This is a genomic window from Rossellomorea sp. ABR4_012, from assembly GCF_056159545.1.
Window position 1 is genome coordinate 65824 of record NZ_JBSWVK010000005.1, and the last position, 16154, is coordinate 81977.

19 protein-coding genes are annotated in these 16154 nt (G+C 40.5%); 6 read left to right on the plus strand and 13 right to left on the minus strand.

The window, feature by feature from the left end:
* Nucleotides 1-426 precede the first annotated feature (426 nt).
* Complete coding sequence (locus ACXAFV_RS18450; RefSeq protein WP_475128618.1) at nucleotides 427-1644, plus strand: nucleotidyltransferase; 1218 nt, start codon at nucleotides 427-429, stop codon at nucleotides 1642-1644.
* Between the two features lie 62 nt (nucleotides 1645-1706).
* On the opposite strand, the gene ACXAFV_RS18455 is transcribed toward ACXAFV_RS18450, so the two are convergent.
* Both ACXAFV_RS18455 and ACXAFV_RS18460 read right to left on the minus strand, forming a co-directional pair.
* Nucleotides 1707-2753: a SepM family pheromone-processing serine protease gene (locus tag ACXAFV_RS18455; protein WP_475128620.1), complete on the minus strand. Its 1047-nt coding sequence runs from the start codon at nucleotides 2751-2753 to the stop codon at nucleotides 1707-1709.
* Nucleotides 2754-2758: 5 nt separating this feature from the next.
* Nucleotides 2759-3538 carry a patatin-like phospholipase family protein gene (locus ACXAFV_RS18460; protein WP_475128621.1) on the minus strand — a complete coding sequence of 260 codons (780 nt, stop codon included), beginning with the start codon at nucleotides 3536-3538 and terminating at the stop codon, nucleotides 2759-2761.
* 172 nt (nucleotides 3539-3710) lie between these two features.
* Between ACXAFV_RS18460 and ylbJ the strand changes: the two genes are divergently transcribed.
* Nucleotides 3711-4937, plus strand: coding sequence for a sporulation integral membrane protein YlbJ (gene ylbJ, locus ACXAFV_RS18465; RefSeq protein WP_475128622.1), 1227 nt, complete (start codon nucleotides 3711-3713; stop codon nucleotides 4935-4937).
* A gap of 51 nt (nucleotides 4938-4988) precedes the next feature.
* Here the strand turns inward: ylbJ and coaD are convergent, their stop codons facing one another.
* The 4 genes from coaD to ACXAFV_RS18485 all read right to left on the minus strand — a co-directional run bounded on the left by coaD (nucleotide 4989) and on the right by ACXAFV_RS18485 (nucleotide 8156).
* Nucleotides 4989-5477: a pantetheine-phosphate adenylyltransferase gene (gene coaD, locus ACXAFV_RS18470; RefSeq protein ID WP_475128624.1), complete on the minus strand. Its 489-nt coding sequence runs from the start codon at nucleotides 5475-5477 to the stop codon at nucleotides 4989-4991.
* Nucleotides 5478-5507: 30 nt separating this feature from the next.
* The gene (rsmD, locus tag ACXAFV_RS18475; RefSeq protein WP_475128626.1) at nucleotides 5508-6062 is read right to left on the minus strand and encodes a 16S rRNA (guanine(966)-N(2))-methyltransferase RsmD; all 555 of its coding nucleotides are present in this window, start codon (nucleotides 6060-6062) and stop codon (nucleotides 5508-5510) included.
* Between the two features lie 260 nt (nucleotides 6063-6322).
* Nucleotides 6323-7744: a hypothetical protein gene (locus tag ACXAFV_RS18480; RefSeq protein ID WP_475128627.1), complete on the minus strand. Its 1422-nt coding sequence runs from the start codon at nucleotides 7742-7744 to the stop codon at nucleotides 6323-6325.
* A 97-nt stretch (nucleotides 7745-7841) separates the two neighbouring features.
* Nucleotides 7842-8156: a hypothetical protein gene (locus tag ACXAFV_RS18485; protein WP_475128628.1), complete on the minus strand. Its 315-nt coding sequence runs from the start codon at nucleotides 8154-8156 to the stop codon at nucleotides 7842-7844.
* A gap of 89 nt (nucleotides 8157-8245) precedes the next feature.
* On the opposite strand from ACXAFV_RS18485, the gene ACXAFV_RS18490 reads away from it, so the two are divergent.
* Nucleotides 8246-8635, plus strand: coding sequence for a DUF7147 family protein (locus tag ACXAFV_RS18490; protein ID WP_475128629.1), 390 nt, complete (start codon nucleotides 8246-8248; stop codon nucleotides 8633-8635).
* Between the two features lie 54 nt (nucleotides 8636-8689).
* On the opposite strand, the gene ACXAFV_RS18495 is transcribed toward ACXAFV_RS18490, so the two are convergent.
* The 5 genes from ACXAFV_RS18495 to ACXAFV_RS18515 all read right to left on the minus strand — a co-directional run bounded on the left by ACXAFV_RS18495 (nucleotide 8690) and on the right by ACXAFV_RS18515 (nucleotide 11481).
* Nucleotides 8690-8965 carry a YlbG family protein gene (locus ACXAFV_RS18495; RefSeq protein WP_175988778.1) on the minus strand — a complete coding sequence of 92 codons (276 nt, stop codon included), beginning with the start codon at nucleotides 8963-8965 and terminating at the stop codon, nucleotides 8690-8692.
* Nucleotides 8966-9726: 761 nt separating this feature from the next.
* Nucleotides 9727-10170, minus strand: coding sequence for a YlbF/YmcA family competence regulator (locus ACXAFV_RS18500; protein WP_475128631.1), 444 nt, complete (start codon nucleotides 10168-10170; stop codon nucleotides 9727-9729).
* A 91-nt stretch (nucleotides 10171-10261) separates the two neighbouring features.
* The gene (locus ACXAFV_RS18505) at nucleotides 10262-10651 is read right to left on the minus strand and encodes a hypothetical protein (RefSeq protein ID WP_475128633.1); all 390 of its coding nucleotides are present in this window, start codon (nucleotides 10649-10651) and stop codon (nucleotides 10262-10264) included.
* Between the two features lie 171 nt (nucleotides 10652-10822).
* Nucleotides 10823-11062, minus strand: a complete 240-nt coding sequence (locus ACXAFV_RS18510) for a YlbE-like family protein (RefSeq protein ID WP_175988771.1) — start codon at nucleotides 11060-11062, stop codon at nucleotides 10823-10825.
* Nucleotides 11063-11073: 11 nt separating this feature from the next.
* Entirely contained in the window at nucleotides 11074-11481 is a 408-nt protein-coding gene (locus ACXAFV_RS18515) for a YlbD family protein (protein ID WP_475128634.1), read from the minus strand.
* A gap of 172 nt (nucleotides 11482-11653) precedes the next feature.
* Here ACXAFV_RS18515 and ACXAFV_RS18520 point away from each other — a divergent pair, with 172 nt between their 5' ends.
* Complete coding sequence (locus tag ACXAFV_RS18520) at nucleotides 11654-12139, plus strand: PaaI family thioesterase (protein ID WP_475128636.1); 486 nt, start codon at nucleotides 11654-11656, stop codon at nucleotides 12137-12139.
* Between the two features lie 56 nt (nucleotides 12140-12195).
* Here ACXAFV_RS18520 and ACXAFV_RS18525 read toward each other — a convergent pair whose 3' ends face one another.
* Nucleotides 12196-13260, minus strand: a complete 1065-nt coding sequence (locus ACXAFV_RS18525; RefSeq protein WP_475128987.1) for a CAP domain-containing protein — start codon at nucleotides 13258-13260, stop codon at nucleotides 12196-12198.
* Nucleotides 13261-13437: 177 nt separating this feature from the next.
* Nucleotides 13438-13872, minus strand: coding sequence for a CBS domain-containing protein (locus tag ACXAFV_RS18530; protein WP_475128637.1), 435 nt, complete (start codon nucleotides 13870-13872; stop codon nucleotides 13438-13440).
* 264 nt (nucleotides 13873-14136) lie between these two features.
* On the opposite strand from ACXAFV_RS18530, the gene ACXAFV_RS18535 reads away from it, so the two are divergent.
* On the plus strand, nucleotides 14137-14496 hold the full coding sequence (locus ACXAFV_RS18535) for a YugN family protein (protein ID WP_475128639.1): 360 nt from the start codon (nucleotides 14137-14139) through the stop codon (nucleotides 14494-14496).
* A gap of 571 nt (nucleotides 14497-15067) precedes the next feature.
* On the plus strand, nucleotides 15068-16126 hold the full coding sequence (ytvI, locus tag ACXAFV_RS18540; RefSeq protein WP_475128641.1) for a sporulation integral membrane protein YtvI: 1059 nt from the start codon (nucleotides 15068-15070) through the stop codon (nucleotides 16124-16126).
* Nucleotides 16127-16154 lie beyond the last annotated feature (28 nt).

Below are 16154 nucleotides of genomic sequence, written 5' to 3' on the forward strand. Positions count from 1 at the left end.
TGGCTTTAAGATTAAGGTCGTCCATTTATTCGTTATAATGTTTTTGAATGCCCCAGTTGATTTCCGTGCAAGACTTCGCTTTCTGCGGGTGACCAGTGAGCCTCCTCGGCTTCGCCTGCGGGTAGAAAAGCGGAGGGGCTTCGCTCAGAGGCGGGTGGCATAAGGCGAATCGGTCACGAAGGCGCTCTTTGCCTTCTTGGCCGGTTTGACTTATGACATGTGCTTCTAAGCCCCGTAGCTGGACAGGTCTCACATAAGCTACTCTTCCCGCAGGAGTCTTCATCTTGCACTACAATCAACCGCTAGAATAGGTAAATATCGCTAAGCTTTATCAAATATTCTATGCATTCAATAAATGGCGAATAAACATTTCTTTCATTACAGTTGTTTTGTGAAGAGCAAAACTAAAAGGAGTGAAATTATTTAATGAAAGCAACAGGGGTTGTGGTTGAGTATAATCCGTTTCATAATGGACATTTGCATCATTTGAATGAGACGAAGAAAGCATCGGGGGCAGATGTTGTTGTCGCCTGTATGAGCGGGCACTTCTTGCAGCGCGGGGAACCAGCACTTGTATCGAAATGGGCACGCACTAAGATGGCTTTGTCAGCAGGTGTTGATATTGTCATTGAACTGCCTTATTCATTCGCGACACAACATGCGGAAACCTTTGCGAAGGGTTCCATATCCCTTCTTCATGAAATAGGCTGTGAGAGCTTCTGCTTTGGGAGTGAAGACGGGGGGATTGCTTCATTTGAGGAAACTGTCAAATTAATTCACGATAACCAACATACATATAATACTTCTATTAAGCACTATGTGAATGAAGGCTTAAGTTATCCTTCCGCCTTATCGAAAGCCTTCAAGGAATTAGAAGGTAACGAAGACATGATAGATTTGAGTAAACCGAATAATATTCTAGGTTATCATTATATCGAGGCACGAAATGCAGTCGCTCCGGACTTAAAGGCGTACACCATTACACGAGAGTCGGCAGGCTATCATGATGAACATTTTTCATCGCCTTCCATTGCGAGTGCAACCAGCATCCGTAAAAATCTTTTTGACCCTGCCCAAGAAGAAAGCACAATCAATCAGTACATTCCTGCCGGGACTCTTCAGATACTTGAAGAATACAGGCAGGAGTTTGGGAATTATCATCGTTGGGAGAATTATTGGCCTTTACTCCAGTACAAGATAATGGCTTCCTCACCTTTAGAGCTTAAAGGGATTTATGAAATCGAAGAAGGCATTGAGAATAGAATCATTGAAAGCGCAAGGGCAGCTCTATCGTTTAAAGACTTTATGAGCAGACTGAAAACCAAAAGATATACTTGGACCCGGTTACAGCGAATGGCGCTTCATATTTTAACTAACACCACAAAAGAAGATATGGATAAAAGACATCATGCTCCCGCTTATATCAGGTTACTTGGAATGAACCAAAAAGGCCAAGAATACCTGCACATTTGCAAGAAATCGCTGAATCTTCCACTTATTAGTAAACTTTCAAGTGCAGACAAAGAAGATATTTCATTAGACTTAAAAGCTTCTGAAATTTATTCACTTGGACTTCCTTCTTCTGAAGCCAGGAAAAAGCTCCTTCGTCAGGAATGGTCACAGCCGCCGATTATAATAAAATAAGGATCATTTGATTTGATAAGAAAAAGAGAGACTGCCAGCCGGCAGTCTCTCTCTTTCAAATATTATTTGTCAGGAAGCGAATGTAAAAAGTTGATGGCATCATCAAATGTTTTTACCGGTATGACTTTCATGTCTGTCCCGATATCTTCGGCTGTCTTTTTGGCCGCTGAGTAATTTGATTCGAGTTCAGGATGTTTTTCCTTTATTTCTTTCGATATCGTATCGTTTGGAGCAAGAAAATACGCTGCACCCGCTTTATCAGCAGCAATGATCTTCTGCTCGATTCCGCCGATTCTTCCAACTTCCCCATTTTCTGAGATTGTTCCTGTCCCTGCTATAGGATGACCTTTTGTTAAATCATCTTCCGTCAATTGATTATAAATCTCAAGACTGAACATCAGGCCTGCCGATGGGCCTCCTATCTCATCTGTATTGAGGGACACTTCAGGATCTGTCACAATCTCTTTATCATCACTCAAGGAAATGCCGAGTCCTACTTTATCAGGCATTTCAGGAAATTCCTTCAAAGGGATCGTTGATGTCATTTCTTCATCATTTCTCATAAACCTGATCGTTACTTCGTCACCTTTCTTCTTCTTTCCTACATATTGTATGAACTCTTCGGATGATTCGAATTCCTGCCCATCTATCGCTGTGATGCGGTCACCTGGTTTCAAGATGTCCTCCGCAGGCATAGAAGGATATACGTTCAATATATAGATACCTTTATAATTATAATGAAAAGGTTTATTCGCTGCTTTATAGGCAACTTCTATTGCGTAATTTTGGGAATTTTCCATCAGCTGAAGTTGTCTGATGTTGTATTCTTCGTCACTTTCATGAGGATTTCTAATTTCCTCTACAGGATAGATATACTCATACTTTTTTATACTTGCAATAAGATATGCATAAATGTTTGCCTTTCCCATCCTGACAGTGGTCAGCATAAACTCACCTTCATCATCATACCCACCCTCCACTTTAACAATGGGATCAAGCTCATGTGCACTGCCAGGCTTGGTTACATAATAGGGAAGATAATAAAACGATGTTGCAACGATAAAAACGGTCATCAGGACCAGGATTCGAATCAGCGTTCTGTTCTTCATAGATTTTACCCCTTCCATTCCTCCAACGCTTTTTTAATAGAAGGAATGACCTTCTTAGCCTCTTCTTCCCCCATATCAATAATATCTTCAATATTCTTAAATGCCCGTGTACTGTACATTTCCACATGAGGCCGGATCATAAAATCTGAAGCAAATTCTCTATGAGCCACAATTTCAAGCTGGAGGATATCAATACTTTGCATAATGACATCATAGATTGTTGTAATTTCTGCATTTCTTTTGACATGCGAAACGTCCACGCCTATGACTATATCAGCACCCATTTCTTTTACGACAGATACAGGGACGCGGTCGATGACCCCTCCGTCCACCAATAGGCGGCCGTTGATCTTCTCAGGTACGAATATACCCGGAATAGCTATACTAGCCCTGACGGCGCTGGATACAGGCCCTGAGGTAAAGACCACTTTCTCGCCATTTGTTATATCAGTGGCCACAACACTCACGGGTATATTTAAATCTTCAATGTTTTTGTTATGAGAGAATAATTGTATGAATTCCTTTATTCGCTTACCTGCTATGAACCCCATTTTTGGAACTGTAAAATCCAAATAATATTTCCTTCTGAACGTGGTCGATAATTTATAGAGATCATCCATTTTATGACCTACTCCATACATGCAGCCGACCAGAGCACCCATGCTGCTCCCGGCAATCATATCCACTGGGATTCCTTCTTCGTCAAAAGCCTTTAAAACACCTAAATGTGCAAATCCTCTAGCTCCACCTGAACCAAGGGCTAATCCTATCTTCGGTCTATTCAACAGTCTTCCCCCTTTACCCTTAGTTTGCGGTTCAATTCATCATATGGTCTATTTCTAATATGTATGAGTATATTGATTAATATGAGGACAAGTAGAAGTTACTCTCATTTTATCATTCTTTCTGTGTTTCACAAGAAATTGACATAGTATGGTCTGTGAGGAGGACGTCCGGTTGTTGAAGTCAAAATTGAAAACATTAGTCTTATCGGCAGGTGTGACAGTGTTTGCTGCAGCATTAATCCTAATGCCTGGTGAATCCTTGGAGGCTTCGATCAGAGGACTGGATATGTGGTGGGAAATTGTATTTCCATCTCTGCTGCCTTTTTTTATCGTATCGGAAATGCTGATAGGGTTTGGGGTTGTTAGATTTATTGGTGTGGTGCTGGAACCACTGATGCGCCCTTTATTCCGTGTCCCTGGTGTAGGAGGGTTCGTATGGGCTATGGGGATGGCGTCAGGCTTTCCGGCAGGGGCAAAATTAACAGCGCGTCTACGCCAGGAAAAACAGCTGACCAAGATTGAAGCCGAGAGACTCGTTTCCTTTACGAACTCTTCCAATCCTTTATTTATTTTCGGAGCTGTTTCAGTAGGCTTCTTTCAAAACGCGACACTCGGAATCGTTCTTGCTTGTGCTCATTATATAGGGAATATCTGCGTGGGACTGGCGATGAGATTCTATGGGGGGAAAGACGGAGAATTCATTAGAAACAGCTCAACCAAAAAGAAACGATTCTTCCTCAAAGAAGCGTTCTCAGCTCTTCATCAAACGCGATTAAATGATAAGCGGCCCATCGGCAAGCTCCTCGGAGATGCAGTGACTTCCTCTATCCAGACTTTATTAATGATAGGTGGATTCATCATCCTTTTCTCCGTTATAAACAAGATGCTGTATCACCTTCATATAACGACATTTGTTGCTGCCGGATTTTCATACTTATTGAACATTTTTCAGTTAACTGAACAATTAAGCATCCCTTTCATTTCAGGATTATTTGAAATCACTCTGGGTTCAAAACTGACAAGCGGAGTGACGGAAGCTACATTGCTGCATCAGGCAATCATCACAAGTTTTATCCTGGGCTTCTCAGGCTTTAGTGTGCAAGCTCAGGTTGCCAGCATTCTTGCCCAGACGGATATTCGTTTTCAGCCTTTCTTTTACGCCAGATTTCTTCATGGCGCAGCCGCTTCGCTCGCGACAATCATCATCTGGAAACCTGTTTATGAAAGGTTTTCAGATGAACAGCTTTCGAATGCCATACCGGTTTTCTCACAACAGAACGCCTATATTTGGAATGGGATCATGTTTTGGCTGAAAACAGTCGGTCCCCTTATAACAATCGTAAGTTTACTTGTTTACATCCTGATTTACAGTAGAAGGACGTTTAAGAAAATCAATTGAACAATAAGGGGCTGTTCATGTGATTTAATTCAGCATGAACAGCCCCTTCTCTTATTCTTTAACGGTATATTTATCTTTCAGTGCGCCCTTTACAGGATGAGGAACCAATTCAGAAATGTTCCCTCCGTACTTAGCTACTTCCTTTACAATACTGGAGCTTAAGAAGGAATATTGATTATTCGTCATGATAAAGAATGTTTCAATGTCTTCTTCGAGCACTCTGTTCATGGATGTGATCTGCATTTCATATTCAAAATCTGATACAGCTCTTAACCCTCTGATTATAGCACTTGCTTTCACGCTTTTTGCATAGTCCACAAGAAGACCTTGAAATGAATCGACCACAACATTAGGAATGTCTTTAGTGGATTCACGTATCAACTCGATTCTTTCCTCAACTGAAAATAAAGGTTTTTTCGAAGAATTGTTCAATACCACTACATAAATTTGATCAAAAACTTTTGCCCCTCTTGTAATGATATCTAGGTGTCCGTATGTAATGGGATCAAAACTCCCTGGACAAACTGCGATACTCGTCATGATCATTTACCCCCAAGCTTCTTCTTTTTGCTATTTTTGATATGTATAAATCGATATACCAATGATTCCATAAGTCTCTTCTTTAACTTTATGCAATCTCCCAATCTCATCTATTGGTTTGCTGTCCGAGCTGTACTCACACATCACGTAACCGTTTTCATTTAATAGGTTATTTTCGTCAATGAACGCCACCAATTCTTCCAGTTTTTTCATTTTGTATGGAGGGTCCAAAAAGATATAGTCAAATGAAATCCCCCTTTTGACTATCGCCTTAAGTGCTCTGCCCGCATCATTTCGATACACTTCACTGTGACCCATTAAGTCACACTCTTTCAGATTTGTCTTAATGGTTTGAAGCGCCTTAGAATCTTTGTCGACAAAGATTACATTTTCCAGCCCCCTGCTTAATGCTTCTATACCCAGACCGCCGCTGCCTGCAAATAGATCCAAGCCAATACCTCCTTCAAAAAAGGGGCCAAGCATATTAAATATTGACTCTTTCACTTTATCTGTAGTCGGCCGTGTCCCGCTTCCCGGAACGGCTTTTAATGGCCTGCCTTTTAACGTTCCTGCTATTACTCTCATAATCATCCACCATATATGTATTTTTCCTCATTATCCTAACACAAATCTACAGCATTCGCCACTTCAGGAAATTGTCCTTAAAATGTATAAAATCATATTGTTAGGTGATAATGGAAGTAACAACATCCTAATTGATGTTGTTGCCAACCGCGGAGAAGACTTACGTTTCCCCATAAGTTCTTCCTCCGGTTTCTCCTCTCCCTTTGCCTTCTTTCCAGAAATGGATATAGAAGGACCCTGCAGAAATTCTGCAGGGCTTTTTATGTTTCATTTGTTTGTACTTTGACATTAGAGTTTGTCCGCTCTATTTCTATCTTGAATAGTTTTTTAAGCCACTCCACATCCATGTACACAGTGCTGCCTATTTTCTGTACCGGTTTTATCAGGAGACCGTAATTTTCTTCGTTAAGTATAAAATAATCTTTGTCGATAAAGAACCGATACGAATGACCGCCGTCGATCACATAAAGGACATCTTCCTGTAGATATTTATATTCAACACCCGCTCCCTTCAGCAATTCAGTAAGTGAGATCAGTTCATTTTGATTATATTGAATGAAGGAACCACCGTCTATAGGCTTACCATTCAGTAATACAGTCTGTGAAGCTTTCAGGACGAACGGAATCTCTATGTCTGTAATTTTTGTGATTTCACTTATGTATGATGAGTTAAAACTGGTCGCTTGTTTCAACAAAACATCCATTCGTCCTGCCTGAATAAACGGGCTGCTCTCGTTCATCAAAAACTGTCTAAAGGAAGCGAATTGATTTCCTGTCAGTCCATTTTTCAGTTCTTTATAAACCTTTAAAGTTTTGTGTGAGCCATGAGGTGATTGCAAGATGATACTCGCCTTCAACTCTTTTAACCAGTTTTCCTGATAAGAGGCAGTATATTTCTGCTGTTTTAGCCCCCAGTTCACTTTTTCCATATATTTTGATTGCGGTAGATCCTTGCTCATGATCAGAAAGTTCTCCGTTTCGCGCGCAGGAAGTCTGTCATCTATGACCACCGTAACGAAACCGTCATCACTGTAATCAGCATCTACGATGTTGTATTTCATTTTTTCTCTTGAATACACCCTGACTTTTCCATCTTCATAAAGATTCATCTCTCCTGAATAAAGAAGTAAATCCGATGGAGGTCCATTTCCGTTAAAGGAATAATAATCGATAAAATCCAAAGATTCATGCTTCCAATTTTTATATCCTGATATCCAAGCCGCATCCCTGGCTGTTTTCTCAATGATATTAATTGATGTTTTCACGGGGATTGCAGTTGATAACACAGGATACCACTCACTTAACAGCAGATGCCCATCAGCCGTTTGCCTTTTAAGTTTGTATGAGATTGTCAGCTTCTGGTTCCCTTCCTTTTTGACGTTTAAAGTGAATTCTCCATTTTCTTTAAATAAGCAGTGATCCCCGCTTTCATCTTTGCACTGATAGTTCGTGGCATTTTCCGGCCAGTCAATCGTCATATCCTTCAGATCACCGGAAACCAATTCCACTTCTTGGATTATGAAAAATTCGTTACCACTATGTTTAATCGTAAAAGACTGATTCACCTTAGATTGGCCGGATTCCTTGGAACTGCCTGATAAAAATCCGTTCCACTGAAAAAAGAGAATTCCTGAAATCACCATCACCATGGTGAAAGTAAAAAAAAGAATTAATCGCTGCATCTTGGTACCCCTTCGTTTGACCTTATCATTAAGATATCAGATTTCACAAAAGGGTTATATAGTAAGACCGCGAAATTTTCAACAATTTTGGAAAGGATTAACCTATATCTAAATCCTTACTTTCTACAAAAGGATTACCGCTTTCCAGATGGTCACTCACCAATTCATCCCATTCGAGCTCACCAATCCCGTTGTTTTTCAGAAGGTTTTCTTTTAAACTAATCAAGTTCTCCCCTTCAAGCTCCCTTGCTTCGAGCAGGGAAATCACTCCATGAGCAGCCAAGGTGGAAAGAATGGCAGTTACAATGAACGCATCGACATTCTCCAAGGTAACCTCTTTTTCTTCCTTCTTCACGGTAACGACATAAGAAACAATTAAACAAATAATCATACCTATAAATACCCATAACATACAATCACCCCTTCATATCTTCTTTACTTCTAATAGTATGTTTGAAATAATAAGGAATTGATTAAATACGTAAGAAAAGGAGTTAGAACATGATTCAGCGGTTTATCGAATTAGGCGAAGGATTATCTGATATTTATGAATTGATGGAAACGGCAAGATACAATAAAGAAAGAGTTCAGCACATGATGGCTTTTCATACTATTGTAAAAGACCGGCCGGTTACGTCTCTTGGCGTCGTGATGAAGCCGACAGCCGAAGGTAAGTTTCAGGCTATATACTTCTCCCGTGAAGGGATACCCAATCCAAATATGATGGAAAATAAGCGGTATTCACTTTTCCAGCAAACAGCAGAAGAACTTGAAAAAACAATCATTCAGCTTGATGTAAAACCATCCACATTATTTCCAGAAAAAGATCTGTATTATCAGCACTTAATTGCCATATTAAGATTAAATCATTATATTTTACCCTTGCAATGACAACAAAAAACCTAAAGAAAAAAGCTGCCAACAACATACGTTTGGCAGCTTTTTTTAAAAACCCATCTTATAATCATATTCCTTCGCCTTATCAGGCCTTGAATTCTCGAACACTGATTTAATAAATGGTTTATAGGAAGGATCCACTTTTTTTACATAAGAATACGAATTAATTCGATCCATGACAGAATCGATTTCGTCCTGATTACAATACAATACAACATATTTCATTTTTTTCGATACATAGTGAACATTTCCGAATCGCCTCAAAGACTTTGCATGCTTCAAACTATGTAACCAAACAACTAAACCTTGTCTTTGCGTCAACATACCGTTTCCCCTCTAGGAATCACTTTTTTTTAAGTCTAGCACAGAAATATGGGAATAATCAACACGAAATGCGGAGGCGGCTCGCTCAGCCCCGACAAGCATAAGATGAATGGGCCGGGAAGGCGCTCTTTGCCTTCTTGGACCATTCATCTTATGACCTCGAGGGGCTAGCCGCCGGAGCTGGACAACATGAAATGCGGAAAGGCTTTGCCCAGAGGCGGGTGGCATAAGGCGAATCGGCCACGAAATGCGGAGGCGGCTTGCTCAGCCCCGACAAGCATAAGCCCCCACTTCCCGCTTAAAACAACATTCTCCTTATTTACCGAACATATTTATCTTTTTTTGGGTATAGTACATAAGTAAATGCAATTGAACGGCCGGATGGAGGGTTATAATGGATTTGAAAGTCATATGGGATGATTTCATTGAGTATCTTCGAGCAGAACCGGATATTCAGAATGCATACGTCAAATGGGTTGCAGGCATCCCTTTTCTATATTTAGAGACCGACCTTGATAAAAACGAAATTGAATATTTAATAAGGAAGTGGTCGGCCCGGGCTATGAGAGGCAAAAGACTGCATTCAGATACAATATTCTTCAGGTCACAATCATCCTTATTTGTTTACCGACATCGTTTCTTCGTACCTCAAGAAAAAATGTTTTGCTGCGGAAATTTGTGTGTCGATTGTGTACGGCTAAAACAATAAAATGGTAAAAAAAAGCCGACGAAAAAATCGTCGGCTCTTTAATGAATCCTTATTAGGCTGAACAGCCGCAGCTGCCTCCAGATCCGCAGCCTCCGCCACATGAACTTCCGCTGAAGAAAGGGCTGCCTGTTGGGACCTTCACGTTTTTAGAAACCGAATGTCCTATGATCAGACTCACTCTGTCCAATAAATCCTGAAGTTCATTTTCTGCACGCCTGAATTCGGCTACATTGTCATCCATATCCATATCTCTTTTAAGTTCACGAATCTCCTTCATGACCGTCTTATAGTCCGGATGATAGCGGCCAAACCGCTGCACCTCTTCGTAACGTTCTTTCATACGCGTAAACTTTTGTATTTTTGTCTGCGTATCATTGTTATTACGAAGTTTATATAAACACTTCCGATATTTTTCTGCCACATCGGAATTTAGTATCCACTGAGAAAGTTCATCAGCACTATCTAATATTTCCATTCTTTCTATAGTAGCAAGCATAATGCTCACCTCCGTAACGCTATTTTAACACGTTTTATGATCGGAAGCGAATATGCTCTGTAAAAAAATTCCCGCTTTAAATTTAATAATTCTACGGAATCGTCACATACAATCGTTCTTTAATCCCGAGTGATTTATTCTTTGGGCTTACCACTTCAATCGTTAGGATATGATTCCCCTTCGGGAGATTCTTTACAACAAATGCTGCAGTATAATATTCCCTGTATAGCCCGCTTGTATTTGAAGTAACGATGATCTTCCCTTTCTTTGCTCCTTTTCTTGCCGATGAGAATGTTACATTGGGCACTATACATTCAATGAACACCTGGTTTCCTTGTACAATGTGCTTAACTGAAAGCGACTTGTCTTCTTTGGCATGAACCTTGTTCACGAATGAGAAATTTTCAGGTTCCGGGATATCATCTTTACACCCGCTTAGAACCACAAGAAGCGACAGGGACAAGACAATAAGTTTTTTCATAATCGAATCCACTCCTTTTCCCTTAGCCTTCCCCATCTTGCGCCCTGTTTACTCATTGTAATTCCAAGAAGAAAGATATCAATTCCAGCAGCGGCGGCTTGTCTGCATTATCTAAACAAAAAAGGAAAAGCAACCCGGCGATTGTTCTTCCTTTTGATTACCTACAATATTCTATTCAGCTTCATTCATACTTTGAAACATGCTGATCATCATAGACGCCATTTGGACGCCATTCGAAAATTTTTGCACACGATGAGGAATCGTTTTTTGAAAGTGATTAATTGATGCGATTTCAAATTTCTCCAGCTCATTTGGATTTCTGGAAAGCCTTCTGTACCATTCGGGTTTTTCCCTCAAGAACATTTTTAACTCTTCATTCGAATGAATATATTCAATAAGATCTGCTCTCATGTTTATACCTCCTAGTCCTTTCTGAACGAAAAGGGATGAGAAGGTTTTGAACGTGTCTCGTTCGTCACGGTCGAGCTTTTTGGATTGGATTGAAACTGACTGATGACACCCTGGACAGTTCCCAAGACTTCACTTATATTATTGATGTGACTTTGCAATTGATTGGCATCCATTTTTTTCACTAATTCACCTACGTGATCAAACCACCCGTTTTTACCGGTTTCTTCTTTTTCTGCATCACTTTTGTTTTCAGCGTCCCTATATATGTCCCAACGGGTATCCTCTTCCCCCAGCAAATACCAATCTTCAAATAGCTCCTGCCAATTCGCATTCCCGTTTCGGACATCCTTTACAATTTTCGGATGCTTCCTGACAAACTCTTTAAATTCTTTCACTTTAGGGTGTAATGATTTTCCCATTCCAAGCACCTCCTGCTCAGGACATTTACCTATTACATTTTATGATGAAATGAAAAAATGGTGAAACATTCCTTTTTGTAGTAAAATTCATTTGAGAAACAACGAGAAACTATACAGTCATGATCATACATAATAAAAGAGATGGGCTGTGTAAAGAAAAGGATGTTTAACAATGCAAGAAGAATTGCACAAATTATTGGATGAGGTTTTACAGAGAGCAGATGAAGAAGAAGTGATCAGTATCAAACAGCTGCTCAACGGAGTAAAGCGGAAGCAGAATAAACAGAACGAATCTATAATCGGCGGCATTTTTGCCATGGATAAATGTTCAGAAGACGGAAACTTTACAATAAGCATTCCAATAACAGCCGTTACCTATAATTCATTGCAGATCGTACATGGCGGTGTGACGGCCACATTAGTAGATACTGCCATGGGGACCCTGGCAAATATGATGCTTTCCGAAGGGTATGGTGCCGTCACAACAAATTTAAATGTTCATTACCTCGCACCCGGCATCGGTGAAGGATTGACCGCAAGCGCAACAATCGTTCACCAAGGGTCAAAGACAATGGTAGTAGACGGCAAGGTTGTGAATTCTGCAGGGAAAGTGGTAGCCCACTCCACTGGATCCTTCTTTATTTTTAAAAAGGATTGAAGTGAAAAAGGTTGACTGTTTCGAGGACGAAAAAATGTCCTGAAGAGTCAACCTTTTTACTGTTCAATTGTAAATTTCTCTATGAAATTCTGGGTATAATATTTCTTATAAACCCCGACCCCAAGATCGGTAAAATCTTTTTCCAGGAGGATTTTCCTGTGTCCTTCGGAATTCAGCCATCCGTGAACGGCCTCAGGGGCATCAGTATATTGCGAAGCGATGTTTTCCCCTGCAGTCTTGAAGGTGATCTCTTGTGTTTCCAATCTGTCAGAAAGGCTTCCAAACACAGGTGACTCATGTGAAAAATATTCTTCTTTAAACATTTCTTCACTATGTCCTCGCGCCACTTCTGCAGTTTCTTCATTCCACTCTACTTTTCCAGCTCCAAAATGTGTACGAATGACATTCGTAATATCAAATATCTGCTTTTCACTTGCGGTGTCGATTTTCTTCCACTCTTCATCAGTAGGCTCTGTTCCTTCAACCAGATCTCCTCGGTACATCATTTCATATGGATGCATTTTTATCAGGGTGGAACTATCCAAAAACCGGATACTCATTAGTTCACCAGTAAATTTGTCTAGATACAGCTGAGCATAAATATCCCCTAAAGAAACCAACAATCGTGTATTAAGATCTTCTTCATTTAATTCAAATTGATAAGATCCAGAATCATCGTTTACGACTATTTCAGACTCTATGATGGTAAAACGATAAATGTCCTCCAGCTTTTGACCAAGCTTATAAGGAGTAACCTCCACTTCGTTCCCAATCGTATAAAGAGTCACTACTTTTTTGTTCTCGACCCCTAGTTGGATGTATTGTTTGGGGGAAATGGGATAAACCCACCATTCATACCCATAGGAACTTGGTTCGATTCTTTCCGGTTCCCCAAACGCTTCAATTACTTTATCTGAACTTTTCCCTATCCATGTGGAGAGCCCGGTAACAGGACGTTCTCCCGCATTTTCAATCGGTTGTTTCAGCTGATTATCGTGATCTTTCTTAAGGGTCTGGGTGTCAGGCCCTTTTAGAGGTTCATTCTCGTCATTGAGACTTTGATAAATACTTATTAAAAGAATAAATACCAGAATAATAGCAATACGTAAAACCGTCTTCAGAGATTTCCCTCCTCTCTGCTTTCTCTAGCAGGATATGCTTGAAATACTAGAATTATTATACCATTTAAAAGGTTTCTTAATATTATGTATTGTATAAAGCATAGCATATTTTATTTTTGACTAAAACTAGATTTCCCCAAACAAAAAAGAAGCGATTTTAGAATCGCCCCTTAAGAATTAACATGGCTTGTTGCTGAAGTGAGATTCTGAAATCTCTTCGAGTGCTATAGAAGCTTGCGCCTCCAGCGATTCCCTGATGGCGAAATCCCCGAGAGAAACAACTCCGACTAGGCGGTCACCTTCAACTACCGGCAGCCTTCTGATCTGTTTATCCGCCATCAACTGTGCTGCCTGGGCCGCATCTGCATCCGGACTTATCGTTATGAGCTCCCTGCTCATGATATCCTCTACTTTGGATGAAGCAGGGTGTTTTTCTGCTACACAGCGAGTGACTATATCCCTGTCTGTTATGACCCCTACGATTTTGTCACCGTCTACAATCGGTATGGAACCAACATTATATTCTTTCATTTTCACTGCAACTTCGTATACATTATCCAGGAGCGTGCAGGATTCTACATCTTTAGTCATGATTTCTTTCAGTTTAGGCATTGTAGTCCTCCTCCAATATATCAATCATGATTATTCTTCTCTTTCATCCAGTACTTATACACCTTTAATAAAATTGACATATTCCGATTCACCAAGACATTGCAAGAAAAAGGATTTTACACTATTATTAAGAATGAGAAATACCGCATTTTGTATCATAGTACATTATACCGATATAAATGCTTCTAACATGAAGAATGCAGATAGGCACCAGGTGACACTTCAACCTGAGCCTTGCGCCAGACAATATAGGAGGGAATTTATATGCGTTTCGAAGCAACTGAAATTGAAAACTTAAAAGTAGATCTGAATCGCCTTGATGACATCATGGAATCTCACGGCCTTGTACGTGCAGGTCAGTGGGATTACGAAAGGGTAACATACGACCGTAAGTTTGAAATAAGAGAAGGCATTTTCTATCTTCGTATCCAAGGACTTGCAGTTGAGGGAGACATCGGAAAGCACGATGCCATCATACAGCTCATGACGCCGCTATTAGGCAAACACTATTATCCACACGGTGTTGAATACGGTGAAGGTGAAGAATTCCCTAAACACCTGCTGACTTCCTGTGAAAAACTAATCGCCGACGTAAAAAAAGAAGCAACAGAATTCGCTTGGTAAACCCAAAAGCGGAGGCGGCTTGATCAGAGGCGACAGGCATAAGATGAGCCACCCAAAAAGGCGCTTTTTGCCTTAATGGGTGGCTTAGCTTATGTCTCGAGCCTCTAGCCGCCGGAGCTGGATGAACCAAAAGCGGAAGCGGCTCGACCAGCCCCGACAAGCATAACTGGGAAATCCCTGAAGGCGCTCTTTGCCTTTGGGGATTTTTCAGTTATGACCTCGAGGGGCTAGCCGCCGGAGCTGGATGCTAGAAATGCGGAAGGGCTTTGTACAGAGGCGGGTGGCATAAGACGAACCGGGCTGGAAGGTGTTCTTTGCCTTCTTGTCCGGTTTGGCTTATGGCATGTGCCTCTAAGCCCTGCAGCTGGACAAAACCAAAAGCGGAGGCGGCTCGATCAGCCCCGACAAGCATAACTGGGAAATCCCTGAAGGCGCATTGCCTTTGGGGATTTTTTCACACTCGTATATTCCTTCCCCAAAAATATCAAATTTCACTTCTTCCCTACTGTTCATTCTTACGCTACTTTAATATAATAAATAGTAAGAGGAAACGTCAGAAAGGGGTTCTCAATTGTCCAAGTTCTTCACCAGAAAATTTTTCATCATACTATTAAGTATTATCATACTCGCATTATTAACTTTTTTTATTTTGCCCATATCAGTCCCCTTAATTACTGCTCTCATTACCGCGTTATTTCTAGAGCCTGCAGTTAAGTTCACTCAAAAAAGATTCTCCACCAACAGAAAAATAGCGGTTTTATCCGTGTTTATCGTTTTCTTGTTGTTAGTTGGTTTATCCGCTTACTTTGTCACAACAAAAGTGGTTGGAGAAGGAATTAAATTAATAGAGGACACACCAAAATATATTAATCAACTAAGTGACATATGGCTGGAATATGAGGGAAGACTACTGGAGGCGACTGAAGAGCTGCCCAATGAAGTGGTGACCGGGTTCAGTGAAGAAGTTCAGAATTTCTTGAACTCAGTAAAGACTAAAATACTTAATTCATTAAATATAGAAAAGATCAGTGCGTTTTTATCCTATATCCCTAGCTACCTGGTGAGCTTTCTGGTTTATCTGATCGCGCTATTTTTGTTCATACTGGACTTACCTGGTATTAAAAAGAGTATTTTCAGTCATCTGACTGAACGGACTGCAGAGAAAGTGAATTTTATGACTTCCAGACTTTCTTATGTTATCTTCGGCTTCTTTAAAGCCCAATTTCTTGTGAGTATCATCATCTTTCTCGTCTCACTTATAGGCTTACTCTTTATCTCGCCGGAAGTGGCGATTGTGATGTCACTTGTAATCTGGATCATAGATTTCATCCCTCTGATAGGTTCAATTGTCGTTCTTGGGCCCTGGTCTCTCTTTCACCTAATTACAGGAAATATCGCATTAGGTTCACAGCTTGCTGTATTGGCTGCCATCCTTCTGATTATCAGGAGAACAGTGGAACCAAAAGTGATGGGTACCCATATAGGGCTTTCGCCACTGGCTACACTGATTGCCATGTATCTTGGCTTGAAGCTGTTTGGAGTCCTCGGTTTCATAATCGGTCCACTTATATTGATTGTTTTTAATTCTGCAAAAGAAGCGGGCATCATCAAAACAAATTTCAAGTTGTAAACACAAAAAGGACTAACCGCTAAACCGG